General features: G+C 69.0%; 16 protein-coding genes. 8 read left to right on the forward strand and 8 right to left on the reverse strand.

All coding sequences use genetic code 11. The features are described from left to right. The first annotated feature begins 99 nt into the window (after positions 1-99). The 4 genes from PJ985_RS06605 to PJ985_RS06620 all read left to right on the forward strand — a co-directional run bounded on the left by PJ985_RS06605 (position 100) and on the right by PJ985_RS06620 (position 2,901). Positions 100-687: a 50S ribosomal protein L25/general stress protein Ctc gene (locus PJ985_RS06605; RefSeq protein WP_271682630.1), complete on the forward strand. Its 588-nt coding sequence runs from the start codon at positions 100-102 to the stop codon at positions 685-687. A gap of 117 nt (positions 688-804) precedes the next feature. Beyond that, on the forward strand, positions 805-1,395 hold the full coding sequence (gene pth, locus PJ985_RS06610; protein ID WP_271682631.1) for an aminoacyl-tRNA hydrolase: 591 nt from the start codon (positions 805-807) through the stop codon (positions 1,393-1,395). Between the two features lie 40 nt (positions 1,396-1,435). Next, entirely contained in the window at positions 1,436-1,948 is a 513-nt protein-coding gene (locus tag PJ985_RS06615; RefSeq protein WP_271682632.1) for a hypothetical protein, read from the forward strand. Between the two features lie 161 nt (positions 1,949-2,109). Further along, positions 2,110-2,901, forward strand: a complete 792-nt coding sequence (locus PJ985_RS06620) for an LPXTG cell wall anchor domain-containing protein (protein ID WP_271682633.1) — start codon at positions 2,110-2,112, stop codon at positions 2,899-2,901. 1 nt (position 2,902) lies between these two features. On the opposite strand, the gene PJ985_RS06625 is transcribed toward PJ985_RS06620, so the two are convergent. Beyond that, on the reverse strand, positions 2,903-4,258 hold the full coding sequence (locus PJ985_RS06625) for an MFS transporter (protein WP_271682634.1): 1,356 nt from the start codon (positions 4,256-4,258) through the stop codon (positions 2,903-2,905). Positions 4,259-4,285: 27 nt separating this feature from the next. Then, entirely contained in the window at positions 4,286-4,882 is a 597-nt protein-coding gene (locus PJ985_RS06630) for a Uma2 family endonuclease (RefSeq protein WP_271682635.1), read from the reverse strand. A gap of 272 nt (positions 4,883-5,154) precedes the next feature. On the opposite strand from PJ985_RS06630, the gene PJ985_RS06635 reads away from it, so the two are divergent. From PJ985_RS06635 to PJ985_RS06645, 3 genes are all read left to right on the forward strand, one after another. After that, positions 5,155-5,748, forward strand: a complete 594-nt coding sequence (locus tag PJ985_RS06635) for a dihydrofolate reductase family protein (RefSeq protein ID WP_271682636.1) — start codon at positions 5,155-5,157, stop codon at positions 5,746-5,748. Positions 5,749-6,023: 275 nt separating this feature from the next. Continuing rightward, positions 6,024-6,479, forward strand: a complete 456-nt coding sequence (locus PJ985_RS06640) for a helix-turn-helix domain-containing protein (RefSeq protein ID WP_271682637.1) — start codon at positions 6,024-6,026, stop codon at positions 6,477-6,479. Between the two features lie 4 nt (positions 6,480-6,483). Further along, positions 6,484-7,041 carry a PIN domain-containing protein gene (locus PJ985_RS06645; protein WP_271682638.1) on the forward strand — a complete coding sequence of 186 codons (558 nt, stop codon included), beginning with the start codon at positions 6,484-6,486 and terminating at the stop codon, positions 7,039-7,041. Positions 7,042-7,105: 64 nt separating this feature from the next. Here PJ985_RS06645 and PJ985_RS06650 read toward each other — a convergent pair whose 3' ends face one another. From PJ985_RS06650 to PJ985_RS06660, 3 genes are all read right to left on the reverse strand, one after another. Beyond that, a complete protein-coding gene (locus tag PJ985_RS06650; RefSeq protein ID WP_271682639.1) occupies positions 7,106-7,471 on the reverse strand; it encodes a DUF962 domain-containing protein in 366 nt (121 codons plus the stop codon). Positions 7,472-7,538: 67 nt separating this feature from the next. Continuing rightward, entirely contained in the window at positions 7,539-7,727 is a 189-nt protein-coding gene (locus PJ985_RS06655) for a DUF397 domain-containing protein (RefSeq protein ID WP_271682640.1), read from the reverse strand. Positions 7,728-7,737: 10 nt separating this feature from the next. Further along, positions 7,738-8,589: a helix-turn-helix domain-containing protein gene (locus tag PJ985_RS06660; protein WP_271682641.1), complete on the reverse strand. Its 852-nt coding sequence runs from the start codon at positions 8,587-8,589 to the stop codon at positions 7,738-7,740. 135 nt (positions 8,590-8,724) lie between these two features. On the opposite strand from PJ985_RS06660, the gene PJ985_RS06665 reads away from it, so the two are divergent. Next, on the forward strand, positions 8,725-9,042 hold the full coding sequence (locus PJ985_RS06665) for a hypothetical protein (protein WP_271682642.1): 318 nt from the start codon (positions 8,725-8,727) through the stop codon (positions 9,040-9,042). A gap of 295 nt (positions 9,043-9,337) precedes the next feature. Here the strand turns inward: PJ985_RS06665 and PJ985_RS06670 are convergent, their stop codons facing one another. The 3 genes from PJ985_RS06670 to ppc all read right to left on the reverse strand — a co-directional run bounded on the left by PJ985_RS06670 (position 9,338) and on the right by ppc (position 14,421). Beyond that, positions 9,338-10,021, reverse strand: a complete 684-nt coding sequence (locus tag PJ985_RS06670; protein ID WP_271682643.1) for a DUF4360 domain-containing protein — start codon at positions 10,019-10,021, stop codon at positions 9,338-9,340. Between the two features lie 352 nt (positions 10,022-10,373). Continuing rightward, a complete protein-coding gene (locus PJ985_RS06675) occupies positions 10,374-11,021 on the reverse strand; it encodes a DUF4360 domain-containing protein (RefSeq protein ID WP_271682644.1) in 648 nt (215 codons plus the stop codon). Positions 11,022-11,724: 703 nt separating this feature from the next. Then, entirely contained in the window at positions 11,725-14,421 is a 2,697-nt protein-coding gene (gene ppc / locus PJ985_RS06680) for a phosphoenolpyruvate carboxylase (protein WP_271682883.1), read from the reverse strand. Positions 14,422-14,432 lie beyond the last annotated feature (11 nt).

Consider the following 14,432-nt stretch of genomic DNA (forward strand, 5'->3'; position numbering starts at 1 on the left):
AGGGAGGCCCCACGGCGCTCCGTTATCGACGCGCTCTTCGCAGCAGGTCCGATCGGGCCGGGTGACTGTCCCGTTCGCAGCTCTACGAGGAGTGCAGTCATGGCCGACGTCAAGATCACCGCCGAGGTCCGCAAGGAGTTCGGCAAGGGCGCCTCGCGCCGTATCCGCCAGGCCGAGAAGGTCCCCGCCGTCATCTACGGCCACGGCACCGACCCCGTGCACGTGACGCTGCCGGGCTACGACCTGATGATGGCGCTCAAGAAGTCCAACGTGCTGATCACCCTGGACATCGAGGGCCGCAAGGAGCTCGTCATCCCCAAGGCCATTCAGCGTGAGGCCATCCGCGGCTTCCTCGTCCACCTCGACCTGCTGGTCGTCAAGAAGGGCGAGAAGGTCAACGTGGACGTGCCGATCCACACCGAGGGCGAGCTGGGCATCGGCCAGAACCTGCTCGAGTACGTGATCAACGCGCTGCCGGTCGAGGCCGAGGCCACGCACATCCCGGAGTCGGTCACCGTCTCGATCCAGGGCCTGGTCTCCGGCGACCAGGTGCTGGCCAAGGACGTCCCGCTGCCCGACGGGACCACCCTGGCCATCGACGGCGAAGAGCCGGTGCTGCAGGTCCTCTCCGCACAGGCCGAGGAGCCGGGCGCGGAGGCCGACGCCGAAGAGACCACCGCAGTCTGAATTTCCCGCGCAGACGGACCGATTCCTGCGCAGCCGGCGACGGGGCCCCGCGGATGCGGGGCCCCGTCGCCGTGCCCAGTACGCTCAGGAGGCTGAGGACAGAGGAGGAGACTGGACGTGACGGACGAAGCGCAGCCCTGGCTGATCGCCGGCCTGGGAAACCCCGGACCGCAGTACGCCGCCAACCGGCACAACGCCGGCTTCATGGTGGCGGACCTGCTCGCCGCCCGGATGGGCAGCCGGTTCAAGGCGCACAAGTCCCGCGCCCTGGTCTGCGAGGGACGCCTCGGCACCCCGGGCACCGGAAGCCACCGGATCGTGCTCGCCAAGCCGATGTCCTTCATGAATGTCTCCGGCGGGCCCGTGGGAGCGCTGAGCAGCTACCACAAGATTCCGGTGTCCCGCCTGATCGTCATCCACGACGAGCTGGACATCGACTTCGGCACCCTCCGGCTGAAGCTCGGTGGGGGCGACAACGGTCACAACGGGCTGAAGTCCCTCACCAGCACCCTGGGGCGGGACTACTACCGGGTCCGGTTCGGCGTGGGGCGTCCGCCCGGACGGATGGACGTGGCGGATTACGTGCTGAAGGACTTCTCCAGCGCTGAACGCAAGGAGCTCGACTTCCTGGTCGACCGCGCGGCCGACGCCGTCGAAACCCTGATCACCCAGGGTCTGGAACGCGCCCAGAACGCCTACCACAGCTGATCCGCTTGACCGGCGGCAATGGGTGGCTGAAACTCTGCGCATGCCTGCCACCCGTCAGTCCAAGCCCAGCCGGAGCCGACGGATCGGGCAAAGCGCCTTCGGCGCGCTGCTGCTGATGCGCCTGGTGCTGCTGCTCGCCGTGGTCGCGCTGCTGGTGGCGGCCGGCGGCTGGTCCTCGTGGGGTGACGTGCGGAACGCGCTGGAGCCCGACGGCCGCGAACGGGGCACGCTGTCCCTCCAGGAGTGTGACCGGGAGGAGTGCACCGGCTCCTTCACGCCGGACAGTGACGGCGGCGAGACACAAGAATCGGCCACTTTGGAGCAGCCCATCGGCCGCGAAGCGGGTGACACGCTCAGCGTCGCATTGCGCCCCGGAACCACGGAGGCGGTGCGCACCGGCCTGGGCGGGGCGCTCTACGGGGCGCTTCCGCTGGCAGGTGCGCTGATCCTGGCCGGCATCGTGATCGCCGGTGGTTTGCGGTGGTTCCGCACGGCATGGATCACTGCTGGAGTCGGAATTGTGATGATGGCGTCCACAATTTTGCTTTGGTGAGTACAACCAAACGAGGAGATACGGAATCGTTACACGGGCCGCGTGGAGCAAGAGCCGCAGATCAGACCTTCCTGACATCGCGCCCTTGCCAAGAATGGCTGAAAACTAAAGGCTGAGCCAGCTCCCCACACGTTTCTGTCCCCCTGGATATGGATGGCACCATGCGTTTGACTCTCTCGAGTGTCGCTGTCGCCTCAGCGACTGCCGCGCTCATGCTGACCGCTGCCGCCGCGCCGGCCGCAGCCACCAGCTGGTACAAGGCTGACCTGCACCAGGAGACGCCGATCACCGCGGATGATCCTGAGTTCGCGAACGGTGAGGAGTGCCCGCCCATCGGTCCGGGGCAGGACGGGTGGCACTTCGTCACCAGGGGTCAGGCCAACTTCTACAAGCTCACGGCCACCTTCGAGGTGGACGGCGTGGAGGAGACCTTCGTCCTGCGTTACGGGGACTTCGGCCCGCCGAGCGGCAAGCACGCGTACATCGGCACCGAGGTCGGTGCGGTGCTGGTGCACGCCGAGGCGAAGCTGAAGGGCGGCGACCGGGACCGGGCCGTCTTCAATCTCTCGCACACCTGCCCGGGTGAGGGCGAGGAGGAGACCGTCGGCGGCGGCGACGAGGGCACCACCGGCGACGAGACCACCGGTGGCGGCGACGAGGGCACGACCGGGGAGGAGACCACCGGCGGCGACGAGGGCACCACCGGCGACGAAGCCACCACCGGCGACGAGGCGACCACCGGGGACGAGACCACCGGCGGCGACGAGGGCACCGACGGCAAGACGCCCGACGGTGACAAGGGCGACGACGGCATCGGTGGCGGCGACGACACCGAGCTGGCCGAGACCGGCTCCAGCACCCCGACCGGCGCGCTGATCGGTGGCGCCGCGGTGCTGCTGGCGGCCGGCGGCTACCTGGCGCTCCGTCGCCGGAACGCCTCCGCGCAGGCCTGACTCACACGGTAGTACTGGCAATACGGCGGCCCTGCTCCTCGGAGCGGGGCCGCCGTATTGCCATGACCATGAGGGCTGCCAGCGCGCAGAGCACCCCGGCGGACATCCACGCGAGGTCGTAGGAGCCGGTGACGTCCCGGATCGCTCCGGCGCCCGAGGCGACCAGCGCGGCTCCGAGCTGGTGGGAGGCGAGTACCCAGCCGAAGACGACCGCGCCGTCGGCACCGAAGTGCTCCCGGCAGAGGGCGATGGTCGGCGGCACGGTGGCCACCCAGTCCAGGCCGTAGAAGATCACGAAGAACAGCATGGGCGGCTGCAGGCTCTCCGCGAACAGCATGGGGAGCAGCAGGAGCGACAGGCCGCGCAGCGCGTAGTAGACGGCGAGCAGCAGGCGCGGGTCGTACCGGTCGGTCAGCCAGCCAGAGAAGACGGTGCCGACCAGATCGAACACGCCGATCAGCGCGAGGAGCGAGGCGGCGACCGGTATCGCCATGCCGTGATCGTGGGCACCGGGAACGAAGTGGGTGCCGATGAGGCCGTTGGTGGAGGCACCGCAGATCGCGAAGGTGCCGGCGAGCAGCCAGAAGACCCGGGTCCGGGCCGCGGCGGCGAGGGAGCTGAGTGCTCGCTTGGCGGCGTTCACCGCCGGCGGTGGCGGGGTGACGTAGTCCTCGCCGGCACCGTAGGGCCGCGTCCCGAGATCCTCGGGCCGGTCGCGCAGGAACCACAGGACCAGGGGGACGACGGCCAGCGCGGTCAGGGAGACCGCCAGGGCGGCGGCCCGCCAGCCGGGCCCCTCGACCAGCAGCGCCACCAGCGGGAGGAACACCAGGTTTCCGGCCGCGCCGCCGGCGGTGAGGATGCCGGTGACCAGGCCGCGCCGGGCGACGAACCACCGGTTGGCCACAGTGGCGGCGAAGGCCAGGGCCATCGAGCCCGCGCCGAGACCGACCAGGAAGCCCCAGCACAGGACGAGTTGCCACTGGCTGGTCATGAAGACGGTGAGGCCGCTGCCCGCGGAGATGAGGACAAGGGCGCAGGCGACGACGCGGCGGATGCCGTAACGGTCCATCAGGGCGGCGGCGAACGGCGCGGTCAGGCCGTAGAGCAGCAGGTTCACCGAGATGGCGAACGAGATGCCGCCGCGCGACCAGCCGAACTCGTCGTGCAGCGGCTCGATGAACACCCCCGGGGTGGCCCGGAAACCGGCGGCACCGATGAGGACGACGAAGGAGACGGCGGCCACCCACCAGGCGGGGTGAATCCGGTGAGCCGTGCGGGGGCGGGGAGCGAGGGTCTGGGTCACCCGTCGATCCTGCGGTGGGCGCACCCGCGCAACGAGTGGCCCGAGGGCCATGGTTCGTCAGGATCAGGCCATGCGGTGTTACAGCTCGTCGATGGTGGTGAGGTCGATGTCCATGCCGTAGGGGACGCTCAGCTTGAGGCGGTCACGGTGGATGGCCGTGGGGGTGTACCGGCGGGTGAGCACGTCCAGCTCGTAGACGTGGACCACGGGGTGGTCGGCGGGGCCGCCCATCTCCACCAGCCAGAAGTGCGGGATGCCGGCGGCGGCGTACTTGCGCGGCTTGGTGTCCCGGTCCCTCGACTCGGAGTCGGGTGAGACCACCTCCACCGCCAGGACCACGTCAGCGGCGCGGTAGCGGACCTGACGCCGGCCGGTGACCGCCTCGGCGCGGACGACGAGCACGTCGGGCTCGGGTGCGTTGCGCCGGTCCAGCTCGACCGTCATCTCCCGGCGCACCCGCAGGTCCCGGGGGACGGTGCTGCGCAGACCCGCTTCCAGCATGTACATCACCACGCTGTGGAAATCCCGCTGCGGGCTCACGAAGACCAGGCTCCCGTCGATCAGCTCTGTGTGCGGCGGGAGGTCGGGCAACGTCAGTAGGTCGTCCACGGTGTAGCCGTCCGGCGGCGGCACCGGCCACTGGTGCTGCGGCTGAGCGGTCATGACTGCTCCCATGGACGAAATGATGCCTGAGAGTTCACAGTAACGGGCGGGCGGAGCCGAGACACCACCTGTAGGAGTGAAAGCCGGGTAAGGGCTTGACCCGCCGAGGGCTGTGCCCTGGCCCCTCCGGGTCGACGGCGGTGACCAGGTGCCTGGGCAACAGCCGGTCCAGGAAGCCGGTAACCATGCGAGGCGGGCAGGCAGGGTGAGATGCTCGATGATCACCACCGCCGCGGCACTCCAAGGATGGTGGTTGTCTGCTCTCTCACCTCGGAAGGACCCGCATGCGCCCTCTCACCTACTACGTCGGGATCTCCCTGGACGGCTTCATCGCCGGCCCGGAGGGTGAGATCGACTTCTACCCGGTCTCCGACGACCACGTCGCGCACATGACCGCGCACCACCCGGAGGTCCTGCCGACGCATGTCCGCCGGCAGCTGGGCATCGACGACACGGAGAACCAGCGGTTCGACACCCTCGTCATGGGGCGCGGCACCTACCAGCCCGCCCTGGACGTCGGCATCACCAGCCCGTACGCCCATCTGCGGCAGTACGTGTTCTCCCGCAGCCTGACGGAGCAGCCCGACCCGGCGGTCGAGATCGTGGCCGGTGACCCGCTCGCGAAGGTGCGGGAGCTGAAGCAGGAGGACAGCCCGCTGGGCATCTGGCTGTGCGGCGGCGGGCAGCTGGCCGGACAGCTGCTGCCGGAGATCGACCGGCTGGTCATCAAGAAGTACCCGGTGGTCACGGGGTCCGGGATACCGGCCTTCGTGACCGGCTTCCACCCGCACCAGTTCACGCTGACCGACTGCCTCACCTTCGGCAGCGGCTGCGCGGTGCTGTCCTACGACCGGAAGCCCTCCCCTGGCTTGGACTGATGGCGAGGCCGGTCCTCGGGGTGTTGGGCGAGCCACTTCCCGGCGATCTCGGACAGCTCGGCATCGCGCCCGGGCACCTAGGTGACCTCACCCAGCTCATCACTGCTCACGGCCGGCGTCAGAACATGGAGGATGGCGCGGCGGTTCGCGCCGTGCGCTGCGGTACGACCTGGCCGCAACGAGCAGCCGCTGTTGCGCTTATTTCGTCTGTTGCGGATAATGCATCTACAGAATGCGGAGACGACCTTGCCGGCGCACGAAGGGACGGTCACCTCATGAGCGCCTCGACTGCTCGACCCACCCCCCCGCCCGGGGCGAATGCCGATTTTGCGGCGCGGGCCCTGGCACCTGTGAAGAAGTCCCTCGCCCGCTCCTCCGACGCCGAACGGATCCACGTCCGGATCGAGGAGGGTGATGCCGATCTTGAGCTGCCGCGCGAGGCTGTGGAACTTCTGGCGACGGTGCTGAGCCACATGGCGGCCGGTCGCGCCGTCTCCATCGTTCCCGAGCATGCGGAGCTGACCACACAGCAGGCAGCCGACATGCTGAACGTGTCCCGGCCGTTCTTGATCGGGCTTCTGGAGGCCGGCGAAATCGACTACCGGAAGGTCGGCACTCACCGCAGAATCAAGGCACAGTCACTACTCGAGTACCAGCGGCACGACGACCGGAAGCGCCGGGAAGCGGCAGACGAGCTCACTGCCGTCAACCAGGAGATGGGACTGATCTGAGCCCGTGGCGTTCACTGTCATCTATGACGCCTGCGTCCTGTACCCGAGCACGCTCCGCGATCTGCTCATCCGCATAGCCCAGGCGGGGCTCGTGCAAGCGAAATGGACAGATCGGATCCTTGACGAGGTCTTCACGAACCTCCAGGCGAACCGTCCGGAGCTCAATCCGGCGAAGCTGGCCCGCACGCGCGAGTTGATGATGCGTGCCGTGCGGGACTGCCTCGTCAAGGACTACGAACCCCTGGAGTCCGCACTCCAGCTCCCCGACGTGAAGGACCACCACGTCCTCGCTGCCGCGATCAAATCTCGGGCTCAGCTCATCGTGACCAACAACCTCAGGGATTTCCCGGAGGAGACGCTGGCGCCGTGGAACATCGAAGCTGTCTCCGCAGATGACTTCACTCTCGCCCAGATCGATCTCGACCGCCAACGTGTCTTCGCAGCCGTGCAACAGATTGCCGACTCCTGGCGATACCCACCCGGCACCACGGCAGACGTGCTCGGTCGCCTGGAGCGAGACGGCCTTGTGGAGTCCACCGCCGCCCTCCGCGCCGGCCAGTAGCCGACGATCAGGCTGCGCTCATCCTCCCGCAGGGTCGAGGAGAGCGCGTTGTCCAGGGCGTGAGCTAGCGGCGAGGCCGGTCCTCGGGGTGTTGGGCGAGCCACTTCCCGGCGATCTCGGACAGCTCGGCATCGCGCCCGGCGAGCATCATGCGGATCATCTCCGCGTCGCCGCGCAGCGACCACGCCGGATGGCCGAAGGTCGCCGGGTTGTTGCCCTCGATCAGGTAGTGCGCCGTCCAGGCGGACGCGTAGCCGACGAGCGGCAGCGCGGGAAGCAGCCTCCGGCGACCGCTGAGGACCCCGTAGGCGGACAGGGCAAGCCCGGTCAGCGTTCCGGCGCAGTGCACCCAGCGGGTGGCGGGCTTGGAGTGCATGGCCACGTAGTACGGCCAGAACTCCTCGTAGGACGAGAACGCGTGCGCTGTCATACCTGCCACGCTAACCACCGTTGCGGCCCCTGTCACCGGCCCGTGGAGCTGATCCGCTGCCCGGCCCTCACGGGCAACAGCCGTCCTTCACGGCGGCGAGCAACGCCCGGAGCCGGGCCGACGTGCTGAGGAGCACCACCTCCGGCTCCGCACTCTCCCGCAACCGCACTCCCCCCTCGGCCGCCGTGGCGGCAGCCTGGAGGCAGGCGTTTCCCTCACCGCAGTAGGAGGATTGCTGCCACACGTGAGTGAACATGGACGCCCTTTCACTCTTCACGGAGGAGGCGGCGGATGAAGTCCCGAGACTTTTCAGGCGCGAGAGCTGCCGCTTCCATGTGCTCAAAAAGCATACGGTACTTATCAAGTTGAGCCCTGGCGTGCAGGAACACCGGACCGTGTGACTGATCGAGCTGGACCGTGTCGAGCTCGGGGACAGGTCCGCGCGCGTAGCAGACCGACTGACCGGAACCCGGGTACGCTCCCGCGCTGAAGGGGATCACCCGCACGGTCACGTGCTCGTGACCGCTCATCTCCAGTAGATGCTGCAGTTGCCTGCGCATGCCCTGGGCGCCGCCCCATTGCACCCGCAGAGCAGCTTCGTGGACGATCGAGTCGTAGGGCGTGGGTGGACTCCGGTACAACACTTCCTGCCTCTTGACCCGGTGGGACACCCGGTGTTCCACCTCCGGAGGACTCAGCGGGGGCACCACCTGGCGAAACACTTCGCGGGCGTGTTCGGCGGTTTGCAGAAGTCCCGGCACATGCGCTGTGTAGGCCGATCGCAAGTGAACCGCGTGATACTCGAGTTCTGCCAGGTCGAGCAGACCCGAGGGGAGGATCTCGCGGTACTGATCCCACCAGCCGGTCTTTCCTTCAGTGGCCATCTCCACCAGTGCCTCAATGAGTCGCTGGTCGGTGCAGGAGTAGTTGCGGGCGAGGGTGCGCACCCGCTCGGCGCTCACCCCGTACCTGCTCGACTCCATATTGCTGATCTGAGCCTGGACAGTGCCGAGCATTCGAGCAGCCTCCGTGACGCTCATCCCCGCCCGCTCGCGGAGTTTGCGCAGCTCTGTTCCGAGCCGGACGCGGCGTGCCGAAGGGGCACCTCTTACTGCCATCAGCACACTCCTTCGAAGTCGCGAGCCAGGCTCCCCCACACGAGTGAAGCACATGAACTATTTGCACATCCACATGAAACTTCATGCCAAGCTTCTCCCGGCAACATTCCGCACCCCGCGTCATCAGGAGGTCTCATGACCGCCGTATCTTCACAAGGCTCACCTCCCCCCACCCCCGAGGGATTCGAGGAGGAGGTGCACGGACTGGTCAACGACACGGCGCCCAAGACGTTCGCCGTCGTGGAGGAGTTCACCACCGAGGAGGGTGAGTGGGATGCGCGGGTGGTCGCGTGGGGGTGGGAGCACGAGGACGGAACGGCTCAGCTGACCTGCGTGGACGGGCGCCGGCGGATGAGCCTCCGGTCGGCGGACCGGGCGACGTGGTGGATGGCCCGCCTCACCGGCGGTGCCGTCAGGCTGGTGTGGGTGGCCCGCCGGGAGAACGTCGCGTAGCGGCTCCGCTCCGGCGGCGTGCGGTGGACGCACGGCGAGCGCGCAGCGTCCGGCGAGCGCGCGGCGTCCGGCGAGGGCGCGAGGGCCAGCCGGCCGGCCGGAACGAAGCGGCGAGGACGGCGGGCGAGGTGACCGGCCACCGAGCTGAGCCGCGGTCTGCGACCCGGTGGCCGGTACCGGCGCCCGTCAGTCATCGCCGCATCGGGCATGCGCCTTCCGGCTGACCGGCGGACGCTGTTCTCGGGAGGCCGTGGAACGGCCGTGGCCGCTGCCGCCCGGGGTCAGGGAGGAAGCGTCAGCGCACCGTCACCTCCGGCGGCTCGTCCTGGTCCGGGCACTCCTTCCAGGCGAGCTGGTAGGTGGTCTTGACGTCACCGTCCGTGGAGTCCATCGCCATGAAGCTGGTGGTCTCCGTCGGGTCGGAGGTGCCGGCGTTCACCCGCAGCTCGGTGTTGATGTTGAAGTTGCGCAGTTCACCACAGGGCGCCCAGGCCACGGAGCCGGCCTCCACCGAGTCGGTGGCTTGCCAGTTGTCGTCGTAGGGGCCCTCGAAGGCGTGGACGGACGCCGCGGTCTGCGGGGAGCCCTGGAAGTAGTAGTTGGCCTGCTGAGTGGCAGTGGCACCGTCCTCCAGGTAGGCGTATCCGCGGTAGTCGACGCCGACCACGGCGTAGGTGAAGCCCTGCGGCACCCGCACGGCGAGGTTGAGCTGGCAGTTCTTCCGGAAGTCGGTGGGCCGGGCTCCCACGCCCACCTGCGCGAGGTACTCGCTGTAGGTCACGGTGAAGGCGGTGTTGTCGGCGGAGACGGCCACCGCGGCCGTCCCGTCCGGGCATCCCGAACCGTTGACGGTGATCAGCTCGATCACCATCTGGTCTTCCGGGGCGTCCAGGAAGTAGGGAGGATTGGCGAGTTGGTTGGGCATCGTCGACGCGAATAACGCCGCCAGTGCACCTCCCACGGCAAGAGCACCGTACATTGTTCTCCAATCGATGGTCTTTGTACGCGGGCCGTCCGGGGGCACGACTGGATGCTGTTCCACTGGCACAACCCGGGCGTGGCCCGCACTGAGCGAATTCGGGCAGGCCGGACTTTCCCTTCGGCCGGTCGGATCGCAAGCGTCGGGAACGCCATGGACCGGGAGAATTGTCCGGGAGGCATGGCGCCGGGGTCCGGGTGGGAAAGGTGGATCCCCGGCTCAGCTGTGCAGCCGGGGCCGGGGATCAAAGGACGCCGGTCCGGACACCTGTGGGCACGGCCATCGCCGTGTCACGGGCGCATTCCGGTCCGGCAGGAGCACCGGAAACCACCCGCGGTGAAGGTGACTCCGCTCAGGAGTCGCATTCCTTCCAGGCGACGTGGTACACGGTGCTGACCGCGCCGTCCGTGGAGTCCATGGTCATGAAGCTGGTGGAATTGCGGTCGGAACTGCCGACGCTGACCCGCAGTTCGGTGTTGACGTTGAAGTTCCGCTCGACACCGCAGGGCGCCCAGTTGAGCTCCGCGACCTCCGTGGAATCGGTGGCCTGCCAGTTGTCGCTCAGCGGGCCGGCGAACTCGGTGGTCGAGGCCACCGTGTCGGACTCACCCTGGTGGTAGTAGCTCGCTCTCTGCAGAGCGGTCGCCCCGTCCTGGAGGTGGGCGTACCCGCGGTAGTCGACGCTGGCGATCGCGTAGGTGAAGCCACCGGGAATCTGCACACGCAGGCTGAGCTGGCAGTTCTTGCGGGAGTCCGTCGGTACGGCACCCACGCCGACCTGGGCGAGGTAGTCGCTGTAGGTGACGGTGAAGGCGGTGTTGTCGGGCGAGACCGCCACCGCGGCCGTCCCGTCCGGGCATCCCGAACCGTTGATCGTCTCGATGCCGACCCGGATTTTCTCGGTGGGCACATCAGAGACCGGCTGGGCATTCTGAGTGGGCGCGAGAGCCGAGGCGAATAACACCGCGACCGCTCCGCCCGCGGCGAGAGCTCCGTACATGTTTCTCCAATCGGTGACCGGAGGGCGGCAGCACGGAGAAACCCCGGTGCTGCTCCCCCTGTCGAGGGGTGGGGTGACCTGCTGGAACAGGCCTCAGAGAAATGGTGTGTGCGCAGAACTGACCCGACTCGCGGCACACTGCCCGCGGGAAGGGGCTCTTGCAGGATCGCTCGGATCAACGGCTCAGCCGGCGAGGGATACTGTGCCCGCACCTTCCCGCCCGTGGCTGCGCAGCCGAAACCGGCTTCATCCGGAAAGGACCGCGTTATCCGCACAGGGGGTGCGAGGGAGCTGGAAATGCGCCCGATCAGGTGCGAAGCAACCGGCACAGTACAGGTTGTGCACTGAGAGAACCGGTTTCCTGATGTCCTGTGGGGGTGGAGTGGGAGCGCTCCCAGCGTAAAGGCCGCGCGCCGGACGGGTAAAGAGTGACTGCCCGGTAGGAAAAGGGTGGCCGAAAAACGGTCCCCAGGTCCGGACCGGAGGGGGAATACGTCCGCCGGACCGAGGACTGCGGAATCTCCCTGCGCCGCTGACGTGCACGGAAGTCCGGCCGGGGCGGGCGGGGCGGGTCAACTCGGCGACGGGATCCGGACGACCGGACAGTAAGCGGTTTCCCCCGGGGTTCCGTAAGGGACGCGCCCGGCCCGGCCCCGAGGGCCGGGGGCCGGGCCGGGCCGGGCGCGTCGGGCGGACGGCGGTGTCAGCCGGTGTTGCGCAGGCCGGCGGCCACACCGTTGACCGTCAGCAGCAGGGCGCGGGACAGGAGCTGGCCGGGGTCCTCACCGCGGTCCCTGGCCTGACGCTGGCGGTCCAGGAGGGCGACCTGGAGGTAGGAGATCGGGTCCAGGTAGGCGTCCCGGATCTGCAGGGTCTGCCGGAGTGCCGGGTTGGCGTCCAGCAGCTTCTCCTCGCCGGTGATGCGCAGTACTTCGGCGACCGTCAGCTCGTGCTCGGCGCGGATGGTCTCGAAGACGTGCCGCAGCTCCAGCGGAACGAGGGTGTCCACGTAGTGCTGGGCGATCCGCAGGTCCGTCTTGGCGAGGGTCATCTCCACGTTGGAGAGGAAGTTCCGGAAGAAGTGCCAGTGTTCGAAGGCTTCTTCGAGGACGCCGTCGAGACCGGCGTCGCGCGCCGCCTTCAGCCCGGAGCCGACCCCGAACCAGCCGGGGACGATCTGCCGGGACTGGGTCCAGCCGAAGACCCAGGGGATGGCACGCAGCCCGTCCAGGCCGGCGCCGGTGTCCGGACGGCGGGAGGGACGGGAACCCAGGTGGAGTTCCGCAAGCTGGTCCACGGGCGTGGAGGCGAAGAAGTAGGCCGGCAGGTCCGGGTCCTCGACCAGCCGCCGGTACGCGTCGTGAGCGGCATCCGAGACCGTGTCCATCGCGGAGTCCCAGCGGGCCAGGGCCTCGCCCGACTGCCGGGGCGCGGTGTGCAGCGCGGAGGCCTGCAGGGTGGCGGCCACGGTCAGCTCGAGGTTCTCGCGGGCCAGCGACGGCACCAGGTACTTGTCCGAGATCACCTCGCCCTGCTCGGTCACCTTGATCTCACCCTCCAGCGTGCCCCAGGGCTGGGCGAGGATCGCGGTGTGGGTGGGGCCGCCGCCGCGGCCGACGGTGCCGCCGCGGCCGTGGAAGAGGCGCAGCCGCACACCGTGGCGGTGGGCGACGTCACGCAGGCGCCGCTGCGCCCGGTGGATCTCCCACTGGGAGGTGGTGATGCCGCCGAACTTGGACGAGTCGCTGTAGCCGAGCATGACCTCCTGGAGATCACCGCGCAGCGAGACCAGCCGCCGGTAGGAGGGGTCGGAGAGCATCGCGTCGAGCAGTTCGTCGGCGATCTTCAGCTCGTCGGTGGTCTCCAGCAGCGGGACGATGCCGATGCGGGCCCAGCCGGCGTGCAGGTCGACGAGGCCTGCCTCCCGGGCGAGCACGGCGACGGCGAGAACGTCGTCGGCGCCCTGGCACATGGAGATGATGTACGACTCGATGACGGAGGGGCCGAAGGTGTCCAGGGCCCTGCGGACGGTCTCGAAGACGCCGAGGGTCTTGGCCCCCGCCTCGTCCAGCGGCGCGGGGGCCGGGGCGAGCGGACGGCGGGAGCGGAGCTCCTTCGCCAGCAGCCGGGTGCGGTAGTCCCGCGGCATGTCCGCATACCGCCAGGACTCCTCACCGAGCCGGTCGAAGAGCTGCCCGAGCGCGTAGTGGTGCGCGTCGGCGTGCTCCCGGACGTCCATGGTGGCGAGCTGCAGGCCGAAGGCGGCCAGGGTCCGGATCAGGCGCTCCAGGTGCCCGTCGGCGATCAGTTCGCCGCGGTGCTCGCGCAAGGAGGACTGCACCAGCATCAAGTCGTCGAGGAGCTGGCCGGTGCCGAGGTAGTCCCGGCCGGGCTGGTGCGGGTTGTCACTGCCCAGCCGGTCACGGGTGTTGAGCAGCTTCTGCCGGATGCAGGTGACCTTCAGCCGGTAGGGCTCTTCGGCGTTGAGACGCTTGTAGCGCGGGCTGATCTCGGGCAGCAGCTCCAGGTCCCGCTGGAGGGAGTCGAGGAGCTCCTGGGTGGCGCCGCTGTTCCTGATGGAGCTGGAGAGCGCGCCGCGCAGCTCGTCGATGTGTTCCAGGGCGTCGTTGATGCCGTGCTCGTGCTGGAGCAGCAGCACCTCCCAGGTGACGGCCGGGGTGACGTTGGGGTTGCCGTCCCGGTCCCCGCCGATCCAGGTGCCGAAGGTCAGCGGGCGGCTGCCGGCCGGCAGCGGGGCACCGGCCCGTTCGAGCTCGGCGGCCAGGTCCTCCAGCACGTCCCCGACGGCACCGCGGTGCAGCTCGTCCAGGTAGTAGACGGCGTTGCGGGCCTCGTCGGCGGGCTCGGGACGGACGACGCGGAGCTCGTCGGTCTGCCAGATGAGATCGATGTTCTCGGCGAGCCGGAGGTCGGTGCGCCGGCGGTCGCCGCCGGGCTCGGCCTCGGTGCGGTCGAGCAGCTCGGCGATCTTGCGGATCTTGGTGAGGACGGAGCGGCGGGCGGCCTCGGTGGGGTGTGCGGTGAACACCGGCCGCACCCCGAGGTTGGCTGCGGTCTGCCGCAGGTGCGCGGGGTCGGCGTCCTTGAGCAGATCGGCGGTGCGGGTGAGCAGCCCGCCTTCGGCCGCGCGCCGGGCGCGCAGCTCCCGGCCCCGGTGGACCTGTTCGGTGACGTTGGCCAGGTGGAAGTAGGTCGAGAAGGCGCGCACCAGCTTGGCCGCGGTCTCCAGGTCGGTGTCGCCCAGCAGCTCTGCGGCGGCCTCGCCGTCGGTGCGGGTCAGCCTGCGGACCCGCTCGACGAGGTCCAGCAGTTCGGGGCCGTCCTGGCGGACCAGGGTCTCGCCGAGCAGGTCGCCGAGGCGCCGGATGTCGGCACGCAGGGCGGTCGTGC

It is taken from the genome of Streptomyces sp. ACA25, from assembly GCF_028200735.1.
GTDB lineage: Bacteria > Actinomycetota > Actinomycetes > Streptomycetales > Streptomycetaceae > Streptomyces.